Origin of the sequence: Vibrio barjaei (assembly GCF_001639065.2) — a bacterium.
Classification (GTDB): Bacteria; Pseudomonadota; Gammaproteobacteria; order Enterobacterales; family Vibrionaceae; genus Vibrio; species Vibrio barjaei.
Genome location: NZ_LQXO02000006.1, coordinates 62,257 through 85,526 on the forward strand (window position 1 = coordinate 62,257; position 23,270 = coordinate 85,526).

Annotated in this window: 19 protein-coding genes; 14 read left to right on the forward strand and 5 right to left on the reverse strand. The window is 45.2% G+C overall.

Annotated features, from left to right (window positions below; genetic code table 11):
- Window position 1: 1 nt before the first annotated feature.
- Window positions 2-1,792 (reverse strand): sensor histidine kinase, encoded by a 1,791-nt coding sequence (locus tag AWH66_RS03005; protein ID WP_063604484.1) that lies wholly within the window; start codon window positions 1,790-1,792, stop codon window positions 2-4.
- Between the two features lie 560 nt (window positions 1,793-2,352).
- Here AWH66_RS03005 and tig point away from each other — a divergent pair.
- The 7 genes from tig to AWH66_RS03040 all read left to right on the forward strand — a co-directional run bounded on the left by tig (window position 2,353) and on the right by AWH66_RS03040 (window position 11,237).
- Window positions 2,353-3,657 carry a trigger factor gene (tig, locus tag AWH66_RS03010; protein ID WP_063604483.1) on the forward strand — a complete coding sequence of 435 codons (1,305 nt, stop codon included), beginning with the start codon at window positions 2,353-2,355 and terminating at the stop codon, window positions 3,655-3,657.
- 105 nt (window positions 3,658-3,762) lie between these two features.
- Window positions 3,763-4,386 carry an ATP-dependent Clp endopeptidase proteolytic subunit ClpP gene (gene clpP, locus AWH66_RS03015; RefSeq protein WP_038229800.1) on the forward strand — a complete coding sequence of 208 codons (624 nt, stop codon included), beginning with the start codon at window positions 3,763-3,765 and terminating at the stop codon, window positions 4,384-4,386.
- A gap of 123 nt (window positions 4,387-4,509) precedes the next feature.
- A complete protein-coding gene (gene clpX, locus AWH66_RS03020; protein ID WP_038229801.1) occupies window positions 4,510-5,790 on the forward strand; it encodes an ATP-dependent protease ATP-binding subunit ClpX in 1,281 nt (426 codons plus the stop codon).
- 117 nt (window positions 5,791-5,907) lie between these two features.
- Window positions 5,908-8,259 (forward strand): endopeptidase La, encoded by a 2,352-nt coding sequence (gene lon / locus AWH66_RS03025; RefSeq protein ID WP_063604482.1) that lies wholly within the window; start codon window positions 5,908-5,910, stop codon window positions 8,257-8,259.
- A gap of 195 nt (window positions 8,260-8,454) precedes the next feature.
- Window positions 8,455-8,727 (forward strand): HU family DNA-binding protein, encoded by a 273-nt coding sequence (locus tag AWH66_RS03030; RefSeq protein WP_006075676.1) that lies wholly within the window; start codon window positions 8,455-8,457, stop codon window positions 8,725-8,727.
- A gap of 185 nt (window positions 8,728-8,912) precedes the next feature.
- Complete coding sequence (ppiD, locus tag AWH66_RS03035; RefSeq protein WP_063604481.1) at window positions 8,913-10,772, forward strand: peptidylprolyl isomerase; 1,860 nt, start codon at window positions 8,913-8,915, stop codon at window positions 10,770-10,772.
- Between the two features lie 171 nt (window positions 10,773-10,943).
- On the forward strand, window positions 10,944-11,237 hold the full coding sequence (locus AWH66_RS03040; protein WP_063604480.1) for a ComEA family DNA-binding protein: 294 nt from the start codon (window positions 10,944-10,946) through the stop codon (window positions 11,235-11,237).
- On the opposite strand, the gene rrtA is transcribed toward AWH66_RS03040, so the two are convergent.
- The gene (gene rrtA / locus AWH66_RS03045) at window positions 11,220-11,783 is read right to left on the reverse strand and encodes a rhombosortase (RefSeq protein WP_063604479.1); all 564 of its coding nucleotides are present in this window, start codon (window positions 11,781-11,783) and stop codon (window positions 11,220-11,222) included. The genes AWH66_RS03040 and rrtA overlap by 18 nt on opposite strands.
- Between rrtA and AWH66_RS03050 the strand changes: the two genes are divergently transcribed.
- The gene (locus tag AWH66_RS03050) at window positions 11,782-12,402 is read left to right on the forward strand and encodes a tRNA-uridine aminocarboxypropyltransferase (protein WP_063604536.1); all 621 of its coding nucleotides are present in this window, start codon (window positions 11,782-11,784) and stop codon (window positions 12,400-12,402) included. The two genes, rrtA and AWH66_RS03050, sit on opposite strands and share 2 nt — an antisense overlap.
- 19 nt (window positions 12,403-12,421) lie before the next feature.
- Here AWH66_RS03050 and AWH66_RS03055 read toward each other — a convergent pair whose 3' ends face one another.
- The 3 genes from AWH66_RS03055 to AWH66_RS03065 form a co-directional block, all read right to left on the reverse strand.
- Window positions 12,422-13,753, reverse strand: a complete 1,332-nt coding sequence (locus AWH66_RS03055) for an anti-phage deoxyguanosine triphosphatase (RefSeq protein WP_063604478.1) — start codon at window positions 13,751-13,753, stop codon at window positions 12,422-12,424.
- Between the two features lie 18 nt (window positions 13,754-13,771).
- Window positions 13,772-14,356 (reverse strand): 5'-deoxynucleotidase, encoded by a 585-nt coding sequence (gene yfbR, locus AWH66_RS03060; RefSeq protein WP_063604477.1) that lies wholly within the window; start codon window positions 14,354-14,356, stop codon window positions 13,772-13,774.
- Between the two features lie 83 nt (window positions 14,357-14,439).
- A complete protein-coding gene (locus AWH66_RS03065; protein ID WP_063604476.1) occupies window positions 14,440-15,654 on the reverse strand; it encodes a pyridoxal phosphate-dependent aminotransferase in 1,215 nt (404 codons plus the stop codon).
- Window positions 15,655-15,882: 228 nt separating this feature from the next.
- On the opposite strand from AWH66_RS03065, the gene AWH66_RS03070 reads away from it, so the two are divergent.
- From AWH66_RS03070 to menE, 6 genes are all read left to right on the forward strand, one after another.
- Window positions 15,883-17,190, forward strand: coding sequence for an isochorismate synthase (locus tag AWH66_RS03070; RefSeq protein ID WP_063604535.1), 1,308 nt, complete (start codon window positions 15,883-15,885; stop codon window positions 17,188-17,190).
- On the forward strand, window positions 17,187-18,899 hold the full coding sequence (gene menD / locus AWH66_RS03075) for a 2-succinyl-5-enolpyruvyl-6-hydroxy-3-cyclohexene-1-carboxylic-acid synthase (RefSeq protein ID WP_063604475.1): 1,713 nt from the start codon (window positions 17,187-17,189) through the stop codon (window positions 18,897-18,899). The genes AWH66_RS03070 and menD overlap by 4 nt, the downstream gene beginning before the upstream one ends.
- Window positions 18,892-19,746 carry a 2-succinyl-6-hydroxy-2,4-cyclohexadiene-1-carboxylate synthase gene (gene menH / locus AWH66_RS03080; protein ID WP_063604474.1) on the forward strand — a complete coding sequence of 285 codons (855 nt, stop codon included), beginning with the start codon at window positions 18,892-18,894 and terminating at the stop codon, window positions 19,744-19,746. The genes menD and menH overlap by 8 nt, the downstream gene beginning before the upstream one ends.
- A 3-nt stretch (window positions 19,747-19,749) precedes the next feature.
- Window positions 19,750-20,616 (forward strand): 1,4-dihydroxy-2-naphthoyl-CoA synthase, encoded by an 867-nt coding sequence (gene menB / locus AWH66_RS03085; protein WP_006075264.1) that lies wholly within the window; start codon window positions 19,750-19,752, stop codon window positions 20,614-20,616.
- A gap of 194 nt (window positions 20,617-20,810) precedes the next feature.
- The gene (menC, locus tag AWH66_RS03090; protein WP_063604473.1) at window positions 20,811-21,812 is read left to right on the forward strand and encodes an o-succinylbenzoate synthase; all 1,002 of its coding nucleotides are present in this window, start codon (window positions 20,811-20,813) and stop codon (window positions 21,810-21,812) included.
- Window positions 21,813-21,815: 3 nt separating this feature from the next.
- Entirely contained in the window at window positions 21,816-23,201 is a 1,386-nt protein-coding gene (menE, locus tag AWH66_RS03095) for an o-succinylbenzoate--CoA ligase (RefSeq protein WP_063604472.1), read from the forward strand.
- Window positions 23,202-23,270 lie beyond the last annotated feature (69 nt).

The window sequence follows — 23,270 nt, forward strand, 5'->3', positions numbered from 1 at the left end:
TTTAGTCCTTGTCCGCATGGGTGAAAATAGGCAGTTCAACCGAAAAACGAGCGCCTCCCAGAGGAGAGCGAGCGACGCGAATCTTACCGTTTAGGTTTTGAATAATCTGTTGGGAAATGGAAAGCCCCAACCCCAGACCATTTTCTTTGGTGGTATAGAAAGGCTCAAACAACTCAGCTATCGAGTTGCCATCCAGACCTGGTCCGGAATCATCGATATGAATCGTCACTTTGGTTTGACCCTGTTCTATGGTCAATTCCAATCGTTTCTGTTCACTATCATGCATGGCTTGCATTGCGTTAGTTAGCAAATTAATTAAAACCTGTTCAACCTGAATGGGGTTGATTTGTACTAGGGTATCTTGCTGACCAATTTTGCAATCGAGCGTGACCTGATGACTCTTAAGTTGCGGCTGAATTAACTCTATGGTTGAAAATATCACAGGAGTCAGCTTAATACGGCTTAACTCATTAGCATCACTGCGTTTGGCGAAAGACTTAAGTTGCTGGCTGATTTTTGCCATTCGTTCAGTCAATGCGACGATACGCTGCAAATTGTCTCTCGCTCGGTCAACTTTGTTTTTGTCGATAAAACGTTGGCCGTTTTCGGCAAAGCTGCGAATGGCCGCAAGAGGGTTATTTAGCTCGTGACTAATACTGGCAGACATTTGGCCTAGCACTGCCAATTTAGCGGCTTGAATGAGTTCATCATGGGCTTGTCGCAAGGCTTTTTCAGTCTTGACCCTTTCATCAATTTCTACATGCAGTTCGGCAGTGCGTTCCATCACCAAAAACTCAAGTTTTTGTTTCGCTTCAGCTTGCACTTGTTCGATTTGTCGGTGGCGAGAGCGGCGGTTCTCAATCAGAGCGACGACTAGGTAAAGCGTAATAAAAACCAGCGCTAGTACGCTAATAAAGCCGAAAAGCTCAATATAGAGCGTCGAGAGGGGAGTTAAGACCCTTAAAATAAGATTTGGAATACCGGATTCACGTTGGGTAACCAAGTAGTGTTTGGTGAAGAGATTACCTTCAGGAATAGTAAGCTGGGTGGATTTTGCCATTAGGTCACCGATGAATCCCAAACTGTGGATATCGGTTTCTAAGTACTGTCTTGAATTGCGGATACGTTGTAGAGCTTGCGGATTCAGTGTTGAAAGACTTTTGAACAGCCAATTAGGATTGCTAGACATGAACACGACGTGATTATTGTCGGTGGCCACATAGGTGCTAGTTTCACTTTGCCAGTTACGCTCAATGGCAGACAGATCCATTTTGACCACGACGACACCAATGTGCTCAGCAGCATAAGTCACAGGAAAAGAGTAATAATAACCACGTTGTCCAGATGTCGAGCCCAGCGCAAAATAAGTGCTGCGTCCACCGTTAATGGCTTCTTGGAAATAAGGTCGAAAAGCAAAGTTTTTGCCGATAAATGAACGATCTAGTGCCCAGTTACTTGAGGCAATGGTGTTGCCGTATCGGTCGATAAGGTAGGTGTCGGAGGCCAAGATAATCCGGTTGGCTTGCTCTAAGTAACGATTAGTCACTTCAATTTGAGCGGTGTTGTTCGGGGATAATAATGCGTCTACCAGTTCTTTATCTTGCGACAGGAGTTGTGGGATATGTCGATACTTGTCCAGCTTGCTGTCGATGGTTTCTACGAATCGATTTAGCCAATTGTCATGTTGTTCTTCGAGGGCAGCATAACTGTGCTGCCAATACCATTGACCGCCTACCGTCGAAATTAAGAGAAATAGGGCAGCAAAGCCTAGCAAAATCCGTTTCAATCGCATCGTCGAACCCCAACGTTAAACCCCAACGTTTCCGTATGTCGTTTGAAAGTATAGGTTAACGAATTTGAAGATTATGTGGCAAAAAAGTTATAAGAACTGAGAGGTTAACGCGTAGTAAAACAGGAGCAAGATCTCTTTTTTCGCCATTCGCCAAAAAAAGCCCTTCACTCTCTTGAAAAAGCCGATATTGTCCCCATTTCAAGTTGGAATCGGTTGAAAACGTCATTGTAGAACGTTTTCTTGGAGTAATTAGAGACAAAACCACCGATTGACCCGACTTCGACTCGACAGGGTAGGCGGAGATCGCTAGAATGTCGCGTCTGAAATTTTGTCCTGAGACTAATCAGAGATGCCTTTGAGGCTGTCTATTCAGCCCGATGAAGACGTCACTCATTAGTCCGATAGCCAAGATAACATGCTAATTGAAGTATGGTTTACCGGTTATCGATGCTCACTTTAAAGAAGTGCCTATTGGTACTAACAAGGATGAAGCGGAAATATCCTCGTGATATGGATGCTCATACGCTCAGCCAACACTGAGCCAAACTGAGGTTTATACAATGCAAGTTACTGTTGAAACTCTAGAGGGCCTAGAGCGCCGTCTAAACATTACTGTTCCTGCTGCTAATATCGAAGACGCAGTGACAGCTGAACTACGCAACATCGCGAAAAACCGTCGTTTTGATGGTTTCCGTAAAGGTAAAGTACCGATGAAGATGGTTGCGCAAATGTACGGCAAAGCAGTACGTCAAGACGTGATGGGTGAAGTTATGCAACGTCACTTCATCGAAGCAATCGTTTCTGAAAAAATCAACCCAGCTGGCGCGCCTACTTTCGCTCCTGTTGAAAACGAAGCTGGTAAAGATCTTGTTTTCACTGCGACTTTCGAAGTTTACCCAGAAGTAGAACTTAAGGGTCTAGAAAACATCGTTGTTGAAAAGCCTGCAACTGAAGTAAATGACGCTGACGTTGAAGAAATGATCGACACTCTACGTAAGCAGCAAGCAACTTGGACTGACGTTGAAGAAGCAGCTGAAGACGGTAAACGTGTAACTATCGATTTCACTGGTTCAATCGACGGTGAAGAGTTCGAAGGTGGTAAAGCTGAGAACTTCCCACTAGAAATGGGCGCTGGTCGCATGATCCCTGGTTTCGAAGATGGTATCCAAGGTAAGACTGCGGGTATGGAATTTGAAATCGACGTAAACTTCCCAGAAGATTACCACGCTGAGAACCTAAAAGGTAAAGCGGCTAAGTTCCTAATCAAAGTGAACAAAGTTGAAGCACGTGAGCTTCCAGAAGTAAACGATGAGTTCGTTGCTAAGTTCGGTGTTGCTGAAGGCGGCGTTGACGCTCTTAAAGCTGAAGTTCGTAAGAACATGGAGCGCGAACTTAAGCAAGCAATCAAGAACCGCATCAAAGAGCAAGCTCTTGACGGTCTAGTTAAAGAGAACGACATCGACGTTCCAGCTGCACTAATCGACCAAGAGATCGGTGCTCTACGTCAGCAAGCTGCACAGCGTTTCGGTGGCAACCCAGAAGCTGCACAACAGCTTCCACGTGAGCTATTCGAAGAGCAAGCTAAGCGTCGCGTAGTTGTTGGCCTACTTCTAGGTGAAGTGATTAAGTCTGAAGAGCTAGAAGCTAGCGATGAGAAAGTGAAAGAGCTTATCTCTGAAATGGCAACAGCATACGAAGATCCATCAGAAGTTATCTCTTACTACGAGCAAAACGAGCAAATGATGAACAACATGCGCAACGTTGCACTAGAAGAGCAAGCGATCGATGCAATTCTTGCTAAAGCACAGGTTTCTGATAAAGACGTTAGCTTCAACGAGCTAATGAACCAACAGCCTGCTGCTTAATAAGCAATATCTTGTATAGAAGGTTGACTTAGAGTCGACTTCTCTGCTAACAATGGTCCGTATGATGTTTATCATCCGGGCCATTTATTTTAGGGACATAAGAATATGAGCTACCAAGAAAAAAATGCAATGTCGCCAATTATGAACGCGCTAGTACCGATGGTGGTTGAACAAACTTCCCGTGGCGAACGCTCTTACGATATTTATTCGCGACTATTAAAAGAACGAATCATTTTCTTGACTGGTCAAGTGGAAGACAACATGGCGAACTTAATTGTTGCCCAGATGCTTTTTCTTGAATCAGAAAATCCTGACAAAGATATCTTCCTCTACATTAACTCTCCTGGTGGTAGCGTAACGGCTGGTATGTCGATTTACGATACTATGCAGTTTATTAAGCCTAATGTAAGCACGCTTTGTACTGGTCAAGCATGTTCCATGGGTGCTTTCCTACTTGCTGGAGGTGCTCCTGGTAAACGTTTTGCTCTGCCTAATTCTCGCGTGATGATTCACCAACCACTAGGCGGTTTCCAAGGTCAAGCTTCAGACATTCAGATTCATGCACAAGAAATTCTGACTATCAAACAGAAGCTGAACAATCTTTTGGCAGAACACTCAGGTCAGCCACTAGATGTTATCGAAAAAGATACTGACCGTGACAACTTTATGTCAGCTGCTCAGGCCGCTGAATACGGTATTATTGACGAAGTTTTAACCCATCGCGGTTAATCGATAATCGGTTGAGTAACAATTGGCCAAATTGCAGTCTGTGAAAATCAAATTGGCGGGCGCAATTTGGTCTAAATTGATATACACTCAAAACATAGAAAGTAAAGGCTAAGAGGTTAGCGAATGACAGATAAAAGCAAAGAGAGTGGTAGCGGTAAACTGCTGTATTGCTCTTTCTGTGGTAAAAGTCAGCACGAAGTTCGCAAGCTAATCGCAGGTCCGTCTGTTTACATTTGCGATGAGTGTGTTGATTTATGCAACGATATCATCCGTGAAGAAATCAAAGATGTGTTGCCGAAGAAGGAATCTGAAGCGTTACCAACGCCAAGAGACATTCGCGCGCACCTCGATGATTATGTAATTGGTCAAGACTACGCGAAGAAAGTTCTCTCAGTCGCTGTTTACAACCACTACAAGCGCTTGCGCAATGGTGATACAACAGCAGACGGTGTTGAACTCGGTAAGAGTAATATCCTTCTTATCGGTCCAACGGGTAGTGGTAAAACACTGCTTGCTGAGACGCTTGCACGTTTCCTTGATGTGCCATTCACAATGGCCGACGCAACAACATTGACCGAAGCCGGTTATGTTGGTGAAGACGTTGAAAACATCATCCAAAAACTACTTCAGAAGTGCGACTACGATGTAGCAAAAGCCGAGCGCGGTATTGTTTATATCGATGAAATTGACAAGATTTCACGTAAAGCTGAAAACCCATCGATCACACGTGATGTGTCGGGAGAAGGGGTTCAGCAGGCACTACTAAAACTGGTTGAAGGTACGATTGCATCGGTTCCACCTCAAGGTGGTCGTAAGCACCCACAACAAGAATTTTTGCAGGTAGATACCTCTAAGATTCTGTTTATTTGTGGTGGTGCATTCGCAGGTCTCGATAAAGTGATCGACCAACGTGTTGCAACTGGTACTGGTATTGGTTTCGGCGCAGAGGTTCGTTCAAAGGACGAAACTAAGACGGTCGGCGAGCTATTTACCCAGGTTGAGCCAGAAGATCTAGTTAAGTACGGTCTAATCCCAGAGTTCATTGGTCGTTTGCCAGTGACAACGACTCTGACCGAGCTTGATGAAGATGCCTTGATTCAAATCTTGAATGAGCCGAAGAACGCACTAACCAAACAGTATGGTGCGCTATTCGATCTTGAAGGTGTTGAGTTGGAGTTCCGCGAAGATGCACTGCGTGCGATTGCTAAGAAAGCAATGGAGCGTAAAACAGGTGCTCGTGGTCTACGTTCAATCCTTGAAGGTGTGCTGCTAGAAACGATGTACGAATTACCATCGGCTACTGACGTAAGCAAAGTGGTTATTGATGAAAGTGTGATAAATGGCGAGTCAGAACCGCTACTTATCTACACAAACAACGATAATCAAGTTGCCAGCGCCGAGTAATTTGCGAAGCTGAGTTAAAAAGGAGGTATTTGATACCTCCTTTTTTTATTTCTTTATTGAATCCAACGAATACGCCCCCATATACTGAAAATAATACTAAGCGGAAGAGAGAATAATATGAACTTGGAACGTTCCGAGCGTATAGAAATCCCGGTATTGCCTCTGCGCGACGTGGTTGTTTATCCACACATGGTGATTCCTTTGTTTGTTGGCCGCGAAAAGTCCATTAGTTGCTTAGAAGCGGCGATGGATAATGACAAACAAGTACTCCTTGTGGCTCAGAAAGAAGCAGATACTGAAGAGCCAAAAATTGACGATCTATTCACAACAGGCACAGTTGCAACCATTTTGCAGCTTCTCAAGCTACCGGATGGCACAGTAAAAGTACTGGTTGAAGGTCAGCAGCGTGCCAAAATTAACAATTACCGCGATGAAGAATTTTTCGTAGCGGATGCTGAATATCTGATCACGCCAGAACTCGATGAGCGTGAGGAAGAGGTCATTGTACGTAGTGCAATCGACCAGTTTGAAGGTTTCATCAAACTGAACAAGAAGATTCCACCGGAAGTACTGACGTCTCTTGGTGGCATCGATGAAGCGGCGCGTCTTGCTGATACTATCGCTGCTCATATGCCGCTTAAACTCGTGGATAAGCAGCAAGTGCTTGAGTTGCTTGACGTAACTGAACGTTTAGAGTTCTTGATGGGACAAATGGAATCGGAAATCGACTTACTGCAAGTTGAGAAACGTATTCGTGGTCGCGTTAAGAAACAAATGGAAAAATCTCAGCGTGAGTACTATCTGAATGAGCAAATGAAAGCGATTCAGAAAGAACTTGGCGACTTAGATGATGCTCCTGATGAGTTCGAAACGCTGAAGGCTAAGATTGAAGAATCAAAAATGCCTGCTGAAGCGCAAGAGAAGACCGAACAAGAGCTACATAAGCTTAAGATGATGTCTCCGATGTCCGCTGAAGCAACCGTTGTTCGCAGCTACATCGATTGGATGGTAGGTGTTCCTTGGGCTAAGCGCTCTAAGGTTAAAAAGAACCTAGCAAAAGCGGAAGAAGTACTGAACGAAGACCACTATGGCCTAGAGCGTGTTAAAGAGCGCATCCTTGAGTACTTGGCGGTGCAAAACCGCATCAACAAGCTAAAAGGTCCTATCTTGTGCCTTGTTGGTCCTCCTGGTGTGGGAAAAACCTCCCTTGGTCGCTCAATCGCGGCTGCAACGGGGCGTAAATATACTCGTATGGCATTGGGTGGCGTACGTGACGAAGCGGAAATCCGTGGTCACCGACGCACCTACATCGGCTCTATGCCGGGCAAGTTGATTCAGAAGATGTCGAAAGTTGGTGTTAAAAACCCACTGTTCCTTCTGGATGAGATCGACAAAATGTCCTCGGATATGCGTGGTGACCCGTCATCAGCGCTGCTTGAAGTTCTTGACCCAGAGCAAAACAATGCGTTTAACGACCATTATTTAGAAGTCGATTATGATCTTTCTGATGTGATGTTTGTTGCGACATCTAACTCAATGAATATTCCTGGGCCTTTACTGGACCGTATGGAAGTGATTCGTCTTTCTGGATATACAGAAGATGAAAAGCTGAACATTGCTAAACGTCACCTAGTGTCTAAGCAAGTTCAACGTAATGGCTTGAAGCCGAACGAAATTGAAATTGAAGACTCTGCGATTATTGGCATCATTCGCTACTACACACGTGAAGCGGGTGTTCGTAGCCTTGAGCGTGAGATTTCAAAAATCTGTCGTAAGGCGGTTAAGAACATCTTGCTTGATCCGAAACTGAAGACAGTGACGGTAAATCAAGACAACTTGAAAGAATACCTAGGCGTACAGCGCTTTGACTATGGTAAAGCTGACGACAGCAACCGCATTGGACAGGTAACTGGCCTAGCGTGGACAGAAGTAGGTGGTGACCTATTGACTATCGAAACGGAAGCGATGGTCGGTAAAGGTAAGCTGACTCAAACCGGTTCATTGGGCGATGTGATGCAAGAGTCAATTCAAGCGGCGATGACGGTTGTACGCTCTCGTGCAGAGAAGCTAGGGATTAACTCAGACTTCTACGAGAAGCGTGACATTCACGTTCACGTTCCTGAAGGTGCGACGCCGAAAGACGGTCCAAGTGCGGGTATCGCAATGTGCACCGCTTTAGTTTCGAGCTTGACCGGTAACCCAGTGAAAGCTGAGGTAGCAATGACAGGTGAAATCACTCTACGTGGTGAAGTCCTACCTATCGGCGGCCTGAAAGAAAAGTTACTTGCAGCGCATCGTGGCGGTATCAAAACGGTATTGATTCCTAAGGATAATGAACGTGACTTGGAAGAAATTCCTGACAACGTTATTGCGGATCTGAAGGTGATTCCGGTGCAATGGATTGATGAAGTTCTTGAAGTTGCTTTAGAGAGAGCACCGCTTGGAGCGGCATTTGAACCTGTAAAATAGTGATGTGCTCCAAATTTAGGTAAAAGAAATGCGCTGATAGGCAAAAAAAGCTTGTCAGCGTTTTTTTGTAGCACTAAGTTTAGCTATGTAACTCTGAAGCCCTTGATAGACAAGGCTTAGAGTCTTCAACTACGAGAATGGAACTAACGTTACCTTTTAAAAAATAACAATTCGGTAACATAAAGGGGAAACACAGTGAACAAAACACAATTAGTGGAAAAAATCGCAGAGAACGCAGATCTATCTAAAGCTTCAGCTGGTCGTGCACTAGATGCTTTCATCGAAGCAGTTAGCACTACTCTAGAAGAAGGTGATCAAGTGGCTCTAGTTGGCTTCGGTACTTTCAGCGTACGTACTCGTGCAGCACGTACAGGTCGTAACCCAAAAACTGGCGAAGAGATCCAAATCTCTGAAGCTAAGGTTCCTGCATTCAAAGCAGGTAAAGCTCTTAAAGACGCTTGTAACTAATCATTTGTTACAGTTGCTCGCAAACTTTGCGTCAACTGAGCGAAAATTAAGCTTTTGTAAGGCTTAATCGACAAAATAAGTCGAACTTTTTTTAAATATGCGCATCTTACTGATGCGCATTTCTTTTTCTGATATTATCCGATGCAGTAGAAGATAACCCTTCCTATCTGGAGAGTAATAAAATTATGATGGAGCGAATTCGCGAAGGCGTGAATAGCATCGCGGTTAAAATTATCTTAGGACTCATTATTCTGTCTTTTGTGTTTGCTGGTGTAGGTAGTTACATCGCGGGCGGAATTGGCAATACTGCGGCAAAAGTGGGTAATGTAGAAATTGGTCGTGGTGAGTTTGAACAAGCGTATCAAAACGAACGCAATCGCATGCAATCTCAGCTTGGTGATTACTTCTCGACTCTGCTTGGTGACCCAAGCTACGTAGCGTCTTTCCGTAAGTCAGTTCTTGATCGTATGATTAACGACGTGTTGCTTGAGCAACATGCCGAATCGCTAGGGCTACGTATTAGCGACGCTCAAATCCGTCAAATGATTCTTGAAATGCCTCAATTCCAAAATGACGGCAAATTTGACCAAGATATTTATCAAGCAACGCTGCGCCGTGCTGGTTTCAGTGCTGACAGCTTTGCAGAGTACCTACGTCGTGACCTAGTTCGTAACCAACTACTATCGGCATTGCAAGGCAGCGAGTTTACGCTTCCTAGCGAAATCGAGCTTCAAAGCAAGCTTCTAACCCAAACGCGTGACATCAAAACGCTGACTCTATCGCTTGCTGACTTCTCTAAGAAAGCTCAAATTACTGATGAAGAGATTCAAAAGTATTATGAAGAGAACCCAGGCCAGTTTACGCGTCCAGAGCAAGTCAAAGTGGCTTACATCGAGCTGTCTGCTCAAGCACTTAAAGATCAAGTTAAAGTCACTGACGATGAAGTTCAGAAGTACTATGACGAGCATTTAGACAAATACTCTACTTCTGAGCAACGTGAAGTGAGCCATATTTTGGTTCAAGGCGATGACGAAGCGAAAGCGCAAGCAATTTTGGATGAGCTAAACGCCGGTGCTGATTTTGCGACGCTAGCGAAAGAAAAGTCAGAAGACATTGGTAGCTCTGAAGAGGGTGGTTCTTTAGGTTGGATCGAACGTGATGTGATGGATCCTGCTTTTGAAGAAGCTGCATTTGCTCTTAAGAATGTGGGTGATACAACTGGTTTAGTTAAGTCTGATTTCGGTTACCACATTATTAAACTTGACGCTATCAAAGCATCTGAGTCTAAGCCTTTAGCTGAAGTGAAAGACGAAATCATCGCTGAGCTTAAAGACCAAGTAGCGGTAGATGAGTTCTATAACCTACAAAACGAGCTAGAGAAGGTTGCCTTCGAATATCCTGATTCACTGGACGATGCAGCGAAAGCGGTTAATCAGAAAGTCGTGACTACCGATTTCATTTCTCAAGTTGATGCGCCAGAAATCTTGAAAACGCCAGCAGTGATGCAAGCGATTCAGTCACCAGAAGTGAAAGAAGATGGCCTTAACTCTGAAGTAATGGAAGTGGCTCCAGAGCATATCATTGTGGTTCGTGTCGATGACGTTCGTGAACAAACTGTATTGCCACTTGAAGAAGTGAAAGAGCAAGTGGAAACTCAGTTAGCGAAAGTTAAAGGTGAGCAAGCGGCTATGGATTTGGGTGTTCAGTTAGTGAACGAGCTAAAAGAAGGCAAGCAAGACGCACTTCAAGCGAACAACCTAAGCTTTGGAGAACTGGAAGCTATCGACCGTAGCTCTCCATTAGCAGGCACTGTGTTTGCAATGACTAAGCCAGCAGAAAACGCAGCGACCTACGCTCAGACCAAAGATATGGAAGGTAACATTGTTGTTGTTGAGCTAACTAAAGTTGCTTCTGAATACAACGAAGCTTACAACGAGCAAATTGGCGCTCAAATGGAGCGTGAAGCAACTCAACAAGACTTAGCTTCTGTGCTTTCAATTCTGCGCAAAAATACGGACATCGAATATTTACTTGATGCTGAATAACAGCATTAACTGAGTCGATGACGCAATTCAGCTCACAGTTTTTCTGTAACTGATAAGCTAATAAAAACGGACCGCATTCGCGGTCCGTTTTGTTTTCTGTAGACAGAACTTTTCAGCTTGTTTTTTCTGGGTATCTTGGAAGGCGACTTTTAGTGAGAAAAAGGAATTCAAATGAAGTATCTAAAAAACGTCTGGCTGTTAGTAGTGTTGTTAGTTGTCCCTGTGAGCTTTTCCTATGCATCCGAAACAAAGAAACTAGAGGGGATAGAGATAACGGTCAATATCAACCAAGCGGGCCCTGAAGAATTGGCGGAACTGCTTAAAGGTATTGGCGAGGAGAAAGCAAAAGATATCGTGGAGTATCGTGATCAACATGGGAGTTTTAAATCGGCGGATGATTTGACTCAAGTAAAAGGTATTGGTGCAGCGACGGTAGAGAAGAACCGTTCAAGAATCACCTTGTAACTTACGACGATAGGCGTTTGCCGAGAATGCCAAAACCAAGCCGACGCCAAGTCCTATTGCGTGGGCTTGTGTCGCAACCGGGGCCGCGATGAGCTGCGAGGTCGCTTCTGACGCGCCGTAGAGGCTTTCCCAAGCGACTTTACCGATGACACCCAATACCAACAGCCAACTTGAATTTCTTCCACTCAGCGCCTCTTGTAGCGCCCAATAAGCAAATAGAGCGTGGAGTACTCCTGATAGGCCTAAGTAATACGTTAAGTTTGTGAACAACAAAGCGAAACCGATAGACGTCGCACTAATTAGCGTAACACCCACCATTGACCGCCACGAAGGACGAAACACGTAGCAAATGACCCAGAGTCCTGAGAGGTTCATGCCTAGGTGTACTAAGTTGGTATGCGAGAAGTTTCCTGATACTATCCGCCACCATTGACCCGCATGTATTGCTAGCTTGTTCCACTCTACTAAGGACTGTAAGCTCGGAATTTGCAGCAGTGCGCAAAGCAGAGAAAACAGCAATAGTCTTATGACGAAAGAAGTGTCCATATCTCGATATTGTCCCAAGTGCCTAAAAGCTAAGCGTGCTTGTATTTGTCAGTGGATTCAACCCGTTCACTGTGACACACAATTGATCATTTTGCAGCATCCAAGTGAAGAAAAACGCCCGCTTGGGACGGCGCGAATTTTGTCCTTGTCATTGCCAAACGGACATCTTTTTATTGGCGAGAACTTCTCGACCCATCAAGCGCTTAATGATCTGTTGGCTGATGATACATACCAGTCTGTGGTGCTGTATCCGGGTGAAGACTCCGTTGAATTATCGCAAGTACAACTCGCAGCATCTAACAAGCACTTGCGTGTCATTCTACTCGACGGAACGTGGAAGAAAGCGTTTAAGATGTGGAAACTGTCTACGAATTTGCATGCTTTACCCTTGGTTAAATTGCCAGAGACCTTGCAGGGCGATTATCGGATTCGCAAAGCACCATCACCTAATGCACTATCCACGGTTGAAGCGGGCCATCATATTATTCAAACGTTAGAGCCTGAACGGAACTTCGACGCTATGCTGGTTGCATTTGAAAAAATGATAGAGTTCCAGATTCAGCAAATGCCTTCAGGTGTTTATGAAAAAAACTATCGCGCTCCGGACTCCAACGAATAAGGCTTAACCTTTCTAGTCACTAGTAATTCGAATGCGCTGCAAACAGTTGTTGATGCATCTTTTGGGCATAGCCGTCAGTCATGGCGGAAATATAGTCGGCAATCACGCGCATTCCATTATCTTGTTGTCCACTGGCTTTACGCCAGAGGTTGCGTGTTGACTCAGGAAGTAAGCGCTCAGGGTCGGCGCTGAATGCTTCAAAAAGATCCATAATGATTTGTTGGCCTTTGTACTCGACAATTTGTACCCTTGGCACTTGAATTACGAACTCACTGACAAATCGTTTCAGAATTGCTAAGACACATTCCATATCACCATCAAGATAGGCGTTGTAGTGAAGTAAAGGGTTGTTGAAACTAACCTCTGGGACTTTCTTTACTTCAATGCTAGTTAGTAGGGCGTTGACAATGCCCCCGATGGCGTCTTTTCGCTCGTAGTGTTTACCTGAAAAAAGCAGTTCAGTGATTGAGTCAATATGTTCTGAGAGCCAAGTATTGGTTTGCGTTTTAAGCTGTGCTGCGGCATTCGCTTGCCACATATCTTTGTCCACCAACTCAAGTACAATCGCGTCTTCTAAATCATGCACACCGTAAGCAATATCGTCTGCTAACTCCATAATAGAGCAATCAAGAGATTTGAATTGCGTTTTATTGTGTTGAAGTGGCGTCAACTGTTCAAATCGCATGGTCTGCAACAACAACTTGTCGCTGTCCGACAGTGGGTCGATAACCCAATCAAACTGCGGTTTATCTTTATCGTATATCCCTTTTGCGGGAGCCCAATCTTTGGCTTTTAACTGGCGTTGGCTGCTCACCGGATGAGGTTGCTTGTCGGCGCAAGTTTGGCTGATAGGTGCAGGATATTTAAGCAACCCTAATAGACTGCGGCGGGTGAGGTTCATCCCGTGATGCTCGGTATAGGGTTCGAGTTGGGTGATGATACGAAACGTCTGGGCGTTGCCTTCGAAACCACCATATTCACGCATCATGTAGTTGAGTGCGACTTCACCGCCATGTCCATAGGGTGGATGACCGATATCATGAGCGAGGCAAAGTGCTTCAATGAGTGCATCAGAAGGCAATAATGGCTCGAGTTTTGGCTGTTTTTGTTTTAATTGAGCCGCGATACCTGAGCCTATTTGAGCCGCTTCGAGCGAATGCGTGAGACGTGTGCGGTGGAAATCGTTGACACCCGTACCGTGCACTTGGGTTTTAGCTTGCAGCCGCCTAAACGCTGCGGAGTGGAGAATCCTAGCCCTATCACGTTGAAAGGGGTCGCGATGATCATTACGTCTGAGTTTGTGCTCATCACTATGTCGGGCTTGCCAAATTTGCATGGATTCTAACGGCATCTCAATTCCTCAAGGTGGCTAACTGATTTCATCAAGAGAAAGCTCAAAGCTTGGTGCAAAGGTGTTTAGGAAATAGTCCATCTCTTCGGTTTGCTTTTCACGCAGTGTTTGGTCTAAGCGTTTTTTAGCGAGAGCAAACTCATGGTTTCCTGCGCTCAGCTCCTCAAGACATTTTAAATATGCGCAAATAGAATCGGCTTGTTTGACGATTTGGGTATCTTCCTCGTAAGCGTATTCTGAAATTAAGAACGGTCGGAAATCATCCTGAAACTCTTCGGGTAACATAGAAAGCAGCTTTCGTTCAGCCGCAGACTCTATCTTTTTGTATTCCTTTGCGATTTCAGGATTGTAATATTTAACTGGTGTTGGAAGATCACCTGTTAGCACTTCACTGGTATCGTGATACATCGCGAGAATAGCGATTCGTTCAGGGTTGGTTTTACCGCCAAATTTCTTGTTCTTGATGATGGCTAAAGCATGAGCAACGAAGGCGACTTGAAGACTGTGTTCTGAGATGTTCTCAGTTGAAACCGAACGCATTAGTGGCCAGCGTTGGATCAGTTTCATTCGAGCAAGGTGAGCAAAAAAGTGACTTTCTTTCATACCGCGTAATCCCTTAATACTAGCGCCGAACTATTTATTCGGCGCTCAATAAGAATAGGCTTTATATCAGTGTTATGAAAGAGTTACTGGCTATATGTTGCCAAGAATTTTTCAAATCGACCAATCGCCATCTCTAGATCTTCTACGTGAGGCAGAGTAACGATGCGGAAGTGATCAGGTTTAGGCCAGTTGAAACCAGTGCCTTGCACGAGGAGAACCTTTTCTTGCTTCAGAAAATCGAGCACCATGCGCTGATCGTCTTTGATGTTGTACATCTTGGTGTCGATCTTGGGGAACAGGTACATTGCCCCTTTGGGTTTCACACAAGATATCCCTGGAATTTGGGTAATAAGCTCGTAGGCTTTATCTCGCTGTTCCAATAGACGCCCACCCGGTAAGATCAGTTCATTGATACTTTGGTAGCCACCCAAGGCGGTCTGAATCGCGTGTTGCATCGGAACGTTAGCGCAAAGGCGCATCGAGGCAAGCATTTCAAGACCAGCAATGTACCCAGTGGCATGCTCCCTAGGGCCCGTCATAAACATCCAACCGCCGCGGAAGCCACAAACGCGATAAGACTTAGAAAGGCCATTGAAGGTCATTACGAGTACATCTTCAGTTAGGGTTGCAACTGAGGTATGTGTCGCGCCGTCATACAGGACTTTATCGTAAATCTCGTCTGCGAAGATGATCAGCTTGTGCTGACGCGCAATTTCAATCACTTCGAGTAAGAAGTCACGACTATAAACCGCACCGGTTGGGTTGTTTGGGTTGATAAGCACGATACCGCGAGTTTTAGGCGTGATTTTCTTCTTGATATCATCTAGGTCAGGATACCAATCCGCTTGTTCGTCACAGAGGTAGTGAACTGGGCTACCACCGGATAGAGAAACCGCTGCTGTCCAAAGTGGATAGTCAGGAGCGGGAACTAACATTTCATCTCCGTTGTTTAACAGAGCTTGCATCGCCATTACAATGAGCTCTGAAACGCCATTGCCAATGTAAACATCTTCAACGTCTAGGCTACGAATGCCTTTACGTTGATAGTGTTGAACTACAGCTTTGCGCGCGGAGTATATACCTTTGGAATCACAATAACCTTGAGATGTAGGTAGATTCCTGATGACATCGACTAATATTTCATCAGGGGCATCAAAACCAAAAGGGGCGGGATTACCGATATTGAGTTTCAGTATTTTATGTCCCTCTTCTTCCATGCGCTTAGCATGTTTGAGTACAGGTCCCCTAATGTCGTAGCAGACATTATCGAGTTTTGACGACATCTCGATATTTTTCATTGCTATATTCCTAAAAAAACGGCTATTTCTTTACTAAATTACACTAAATTGGCTTTTGAAAGAATAAAAATCTGCCTAAAGTGAAAATTAAAGATTGGATATGAATTCAGTGGCAATGAGCCACTTAACATTGCGAACAATTAAAGCGCGTGTTGCTTGATCTATGTAGTTGGTATAAATAGAGTATCTCGTGTATATAAGATTAAAAGTTACAGTTTTGAGGTTGATTTGTCTCATTTAACAAAAGCCATCACTCAGCTTGTTGAAAAACTAGAGCGTGCGCCACAAGGCACCAAACGACTAGAGCAAGAATTGCAGGGTTCACCAAAGACTCATGGCATCGACTGGTTGGACGCTCAGCCTCATTATCCTAAGTTCTATTGGCAGTCGAGAGATACTCGTGAAGAAGTGGTTGCACTCGGTCAGCTTCATACTTTTTCAGAAGCGGCTCCTGCTTATACGATTCTCAGTGAAAAGCAACGAGTATGGGGTGGTCGTTCTTTTGATGGCCATTCAGACAAAAACCGTCGTTGTATGTCGGCATTCTTTTTCTTACCTCAAATCGAGTTGATTCGTTTCGATGAAGGATGGCGTTTAGCGGTTAACATTGGAATGAGCAAAGAGGTATCAATTAGAGCCTTGAAACAACTCGTTGCTGATGCAAAAGAACTCGCGCCGCTAGCGAGTGACATCGTCTCATTGCGTCATACACCAGAGAAAGCACAGTGGTGTGATTTGGTTGATGATGTTTTAGCAGGAATTCAGCAAGACAAATTCAAAAAAGTGGTCTTGGCTCGTAAAACCTGCGTTGATCTCAAGCACTCTATTTCTCCTGCGCAGCTACTCAAAGCAAGTTATGCTCAAAACCATCATAGCTTCCATTTTTTGATGGCCTTGTCCCCTGGACATGCATTTGTAGGCTCAACGCCTGAGCGCCTCTATCGAAGAGTAGGGCAAGAGCTAGAGACAGAAGCCTTGGCGGGGACGATTGGTCGAGGTGGTAATGCTGCTCAAGATATGGAGCTTGCCAATTGGCTAACTCAAGATGACAAGAACATCAATGAGAACCAATACGTTGTAGATGATATTCTGCAAAGCCTATCGCCACATTCAGACCAAGTGCATCTAGAAAGTGAACTTCGCTTGGTTCGGCTGCGCAAAGTTCAACATCTAAAAAGAAACATTTTGGCGCATTTGCACAAGGGCATTAACGGAGTGCAATTGCTTCAAGCGTTGCAGCCAACCGCCGCAGTTGCAGGGCTTCCAAGAGCAGAAGCAATTCAGTATATCCAGCAGAATGAACCTTTTGCACGTGGTTGGTACGCTGGCTCCGTGGGCTATCTTAGCCATGAAAAAGCAGAGTTTTGTGTCGCGATTAGAAGTGCGTTATTGGTCAAAGATGAGCTACAACTCTTCGCGGGTGCGGGGATCGTGCCTGGTTCCATCGCCGAACATGAATGGCAAGAGTTGGATAAAAAGATGTCCACTTTATTGAGTCTAATTTCTGACCAACCGTCTTTAGGTGTTGCGTCATGAGCCACAACCAAGCTGCTTTAAATAGGGTTTGGACGGAAATACTGATAGAAGAACTCTATCGCCAAGGGGTCAGACACGTATGTATTGCTCCGGGTTCACGTTCAACCCCGCTTACCCTTGAGGCCGTTGCTCACCCTGAGTTGACCGTTCACACACATTTTGACGAGCGTGGTTTAGGTTTCTTGGCGCTAGGTCTTGCCAAGTCAAGCCAATCACCTGTTGCTGTCATTGTTACATCTGGTACTGCAGTCGCTAACTTACTTCCTGCGGTTGCTGAGTCTAAGTTGACTAAAGAGAAGCTGGTTTTACTGACCTCTGATCGCCCCATTGAGTTAGTCGATTGTGGTGCTAATCAAGCCATCGTGCAGTCTGGAATCTTTTCGCAACACGTGACGGAGACCGTTAATCTGCCATCGCCAACAACTCAGATTTCACCAACGTGGATATTATCTACTGTTGACCACGCATTATCAGTTCAAAAGGCGCGTGGCGGTAGTATTCACTTCAACTGTCCGTTCCCTGAACCCTTATATGGTGGAGACGATAAGCGTTCGTTCTCTGCCTATTTGCAACCCATTGCTAAATGGCGAAATAGCAACGCCTGCTTTGTCGACTATCATACGGTTAGCGTTACTGACTATACGGCAGAGCATAGTGCATTAAGACTTGGTGACAGAAAGGGTGTCATCGTAGTAGGCAGTGTAACTCTCGCGATTGCCAAGCAAGCAAAGTTACTTGCGCAGAAGTTAGGTTGGCCAATTTTACTCGACCCTCAATCGGGTTTGGGAGGCGATTGGCAGCGTTATGATATTTGGCTTCAGAATGCACAAGCTGCAGACATGCTTTCACGTGCTGATACCGTACTCCAAGTGGGTGCAAGGCTGGTTTCGAAGAGGTTGAACGCTTGGCTAAAACAGCAATCTCATCAAAGTGACTACCTAGTACTGAGTGAGTTTGACGATCGGTTAAACCCAGATCACGTCTCGTTGAAACATTGCCAGGTGTCGATCTCTCAATGGCTAAAGTCGGCATTGGAAACTTTGGAACACAGCAAGAATATCGGATGGGGAGATGAATTAAAATCTTATGCCCAACTCGTGACGACATTAATGCCTACTCGCTCACATCTGACCGAATTTGATGTTGCCCGTAGCATTGAGCGACTGCCGCTAGACATTAGTCTGTTTTTGGGTAATAGCCTTATCGTAAGGTTAGCGGACATGTTAACTAACCCGCTAGGCATCGAAACTTATAGCAACCGAGGCGCGTCAGGTATTGATGGCTTGGTCGCTTCTGCCAATGGTGTTCATCGCGATAAAGGTAAGTCGACGGTGCTCTATTTGGGTGATACATCGCTGCTCTATGATTTGAATTCGCTGTCTCTTTTTAGCCGTACGGAAGCACCTTGTGTAGTCGTTGTTACTAACAATAATGGGGGCGCGATATTTGATATGTTACCCGTGCCGCAAGACAAAAAAGTGCGCTGTTATCAAATGCCCCATGGCCTAAACTTTGAACATGCAGCGGCTCAGTTTGGTTTGCAGTATTGCGCACCTAAATCACGTGAAGACTTAGAGACACAAATTCAACATCATTTATTAAGTGGGAAAGGCACTCTATTGATTGAAGTGCTTACCGCTGCCGACGAAGTGGCAAGTTTGATTCGCCAACTAAGTCAAGACATTAGTACTTATCAGACTCATGCTTAATAGTCAGTTCACAGCGTCCCTCCAAGCTCATACTGAAGATAAGCCTCTGTTGGTTTTCTTACATGGCTTTTTAGGGGCGGGTGACGACTTTCACACCGTTAGTGAATACCTTCCAAACTACAACAAGCTGTTTATCGATTTACCGGGACATGGTCAAAGTCAGTCGATCCAAAGCACAAGTTTTAGTGATGTTTGCAGATTGATCCATTCAACCATACTAAAATGTATTGAAACACAAAACCTCAGTGCTACAGTGCCCACCTTTTTGGTGGGGTACTCGTTGGGTGCTAGGTTGTCGATGTACTTTCTCTGCGAGTATGAGGGTGCAGATAATCAACTGCTGCCACTCACGATGGCTGGTGTCGTCATTGAAGGTGGAAATTTTGGACTGTGCTCAGAACATGCCCGTCAGGATAGATTTGCAAATGACTTAGCATGGGCGCATCGCTTCAAAAATGATGATATTGCAGAGGTTTTGGGCGATTGGTATCAACAACCGGTGTTTTCTTCCTTAAATCATGAGCAAAGACAAGATTTGATTGCTAAACGTAGTGTTAACCTTGGTGACAAGCTAAGTCATATGCTGATGACGACTTCACTAGCTCACCAGCCTAACCTGCTGCCAAAAATCCAGCAGCTTCGGTTTAGTAACGGTAATCGACCTCTGTATATCGTGGGTGAACGAGACACAAAATTTACTGCGCTAGCTCAAGATAGCAACCTTGATTTTAAGGTGATTGCGGGAGCTGGGCATAATGTACACAAAGAGCAGCCTAAGGCTTTTGCCTCGGTGTTGCTGAGTTATCTAGAACAAATGGGTTTAAACCCAAAAGAAAAATTGGAATAGATCATGGCTAAAACAGTTGGACTAACAGAAGAAGAACTTTACGCACCGGTTAATTGGGCGGACGTAACGGGCGATTTTGAAGAAATTCAATATCATAAATCTGAAGATGGCATCGCGAGAATCACGATTGCACGCCCACAAGTTCACAATGCATTTACCCCAAAAACAGTCAGCGAAATGATTAAAGCACTGGCTGACGCTCGTTACGACGAGGGTGTTGGAGTCATTATTCTTACTGGATTAGGTGAAAAAGCCTTCTGTTCTGGTGGCGACCAAAGTGTTCGTGGCGACTATGGCGGTTACCAAGATGATTCAGGTACACATCACCTCAATGTGTTGGACTTCCAACGTCAAATTCGTACTTGCCCTAAACCTGTTATCGCTTCGGTAGCTGGCTGGGCCGTTGGTGGCGGTCATGTTCTACACATGATGTGTGATCTAACGATTGCAGCAGAAAATGCACAGTTCGGTCAAACGGGTCCTAAAGTTGGTTCATTTGATGGAGGTTGGGGCGCGTCTTATATGGCTCGCATCGTTGGCCAGAAAAAAGCTCGTGAAATTTGGTTCTTATGCCGCTTCTACGACGCACAAGAAGCTTTGGATATGGGCTTAGTGAACACGGTTGTGCCACTAGAGGATTTGGACAAAGAGACCGTTCGTTGGTGTCGTGAAGTACTTCAACATAGCCCAATGGCACTTCGATGCTTGAAAGCCGCTCTGAACGCTGACTGTGATGGTCAAGCTGGCTTACAAGAGCTAGCGGGCAACGCGACCATGATGTTCTACATGACTGATGAAGGTCAGGAAGGACGTAATGCATTTAATGAGAAGCGTCGTCCAGACTTCAATAAGTTCCCAAGAAACCCGTAACCATCGGCTCCAAGGCACTATCAGCCTTGGCGTCATGTTTGTTTGGCCATATTTAGATACATTTTATCGATAGTTTGCTCAAGTAATTTGGGAACTCTTGTAGTGAAATGTGGCCTAACAACGGTGTATTCAACGTCGTCGACTCTCTCATTTTTAGTTGACGACGTATACTTCCTATGAAGTGGGACTCTACTATGAGACAAGCAAAACTCTACCGCTACAGTCTGCCTATGGACAGTGGTGTTATTCTTCGAGAACAAAAACTTACTCATCGAGACGGTTGGATTGTAGAACTGTCTGAAGACGGCCAGACAGGCTTAGGTGAGATCGCCCCTCTACCTGGATTCAGCCAAGAAACGTTTGAACAAGCCGGAATAGAAGCGCAAAGCCAATTAGAGCAATGGGTCAATGGCAAAGACATAGACTTAGAAGCATGCGTGCCTTCTGTCGCGTTCGGTTTGTCTGCCGCATTAATGGAACTTGCTCACACGCTTCCTCAAACCGGCAATTATCGTGCGGCTCCTTTGTGTAGTGGCGACCCGGACGAACTGATACCTATATTGAACAACATGCAAGGCACTAAGGTTGCTAAGTTCAAAGTAGGGCTGTACGAAACGATAAGAGATGGCATGTTGGTCAGTCTTTTCCTCGAATCGATTCCAGACCTCACTCTGCGACTTGACGCCAATAAAGCATGGACTTTGGACAAAGCCAAGCAGTTTGCCAAGCACATTGTCCCATCGCTTAGACAACGTATCGCGTTTGTCGAGGAGCCTTGCCAAACACCTGGTGATAGTGTGTCGTTTGCAATAGATACGGGGATCGCTATTGCTTGGGATGAAACACTACAGGCCGCGATCAAAGAACCTGATTTTTCGGTGAAAGAGCTAACGGGTGTAAAAGCGTTAATCATCAAACCAACCTTAATCGGCAGCTTTGACAAATGTATTCGTTTGATCGATGAAGCAAGAAGTCATGCTATTCAAGTCGTTATTAGCTCAAGTTTAGAGAGTAGTATTGGTCTTGGGCAGTTAGCGCGCTTTGCTCACTGGCAAATACCAGCAGAAACACCTGGTTTGGATACCATGCAGCTGTTCGGTGCTCAACTCGAAACGCCGTGGCCAGGTTGCTTGCTTCCTGTCGAGCGTCTAGCGGACCAAACTTTGGTTTGGCAATCTGAATCGGTGGACAGCTAGTCGGTGGTTTCATCACACTTTTGGGAGCACTGGGCTCAGTTTGCTCCCAACCACATAGCCTTAATTACACCCCAACGCCAACTAACGTGGGTCGATGTAAAACAACAAGTCGATCAATATCGACAGTTGCTTATTGATAATGCCATTACTCAAGGTCAGGTCGTTTGTCTAATTGGTCGTGCCGAGGAAACGTTAGTCTTCGCTTACCTTGCTTGCCTTACTCATGGCGCGGTGCCTGCGATTATTGCCGAGCAGTCAAGTGAGTTACTTGAAGCCAAACTGTCCTCTCTATACCTAGAAGGTGAGCGTGCTGTGGTTTGGGATTGTAGTAACTCGACGTTGCCACCAAGTTTGTGCTTCCTTTCTCGAGGGACTGCATCGCGACAGTCGTTGGCCCCTACAAATGTTGATATAGCCTCCATCATTTTCACATCTGGTTCAACAGGGTGCCCAAAAGCCGTTGTTCATGGTAGAGAGCAACACATAGCCTCTGCTAGTGGCTTGCTCGAGCGTTTTCATTTCGGTGTTGGAGACTGTTGGTTATTGAGCCTACCCATGTACCATGTCTCTGGGTTGGGTATTGTTTGGCGTTGGCTACAAGCTGGTGCGACACTCAAAATTGCTAGCGGTGACTTTTGCAAAGACATCTCAGATGTAAGTCACGCCTCGCTGGTGTCTACGCAGCTTAAACGGATTGTTGATAATCAATGGCAGACTAAGTTAGTGCGAGTACTACTCGGTGGTAGCCACATTCCTTTGTCACTAATCCAACAAGCAAAAGCCCGACAGATCGATGCATGGATGGGCTATGGTATGACAGAAACTGCTTCGACAGTGACCGCTAAATCGGTTGATGAGTGGCCATCATCGGGGCATATTCTTCCGCGACGAGAGCTAAAGTTAAGTGGCAATCGTATCTTTGTGTCGGGTGAGACCTTAGCCAAAGGCTACTATTGGCAAGGTCAAATTCTGCCACTGGCGTTGGAAGGGCAATGGCTGGATACCAGAGATCTCGGAGAGTGGGTCAATGGCGATGAGCTTAGAGTGGTTGGTCGTGCTGACAATCTGTTTATTTCAGGTGGCGAAAACGTACACTGCGAGGAGGTCGAAGCTGCTCTCAATGCACAGCCAATGATTACTCAGAGCATTGTAGTTGCGGTAGAAGATGAAGAATATGGGGCGCGATGTGTTGCGGTAGTGCAGTCAACTGCATTGCCGACGGTCTCTGAACAGCGGCGAAAACTTGCGGATTCGTTACCAAGATTCAAACAGCCGATTGCGTATTTCTTATTGCCAGAGTCTCTTTCACCATCGGGAATTAAAGTCTCACGTGCTGAGGTGAAAAAGTGGCTATCGCAGCATCAATCCAATTATGTAGTTATTTCATAGTCCAAAACTGAATTTTCATTACCCAATAGGCTCACCATAATATGAGACATGGAAAAACAGTGAGCCTAT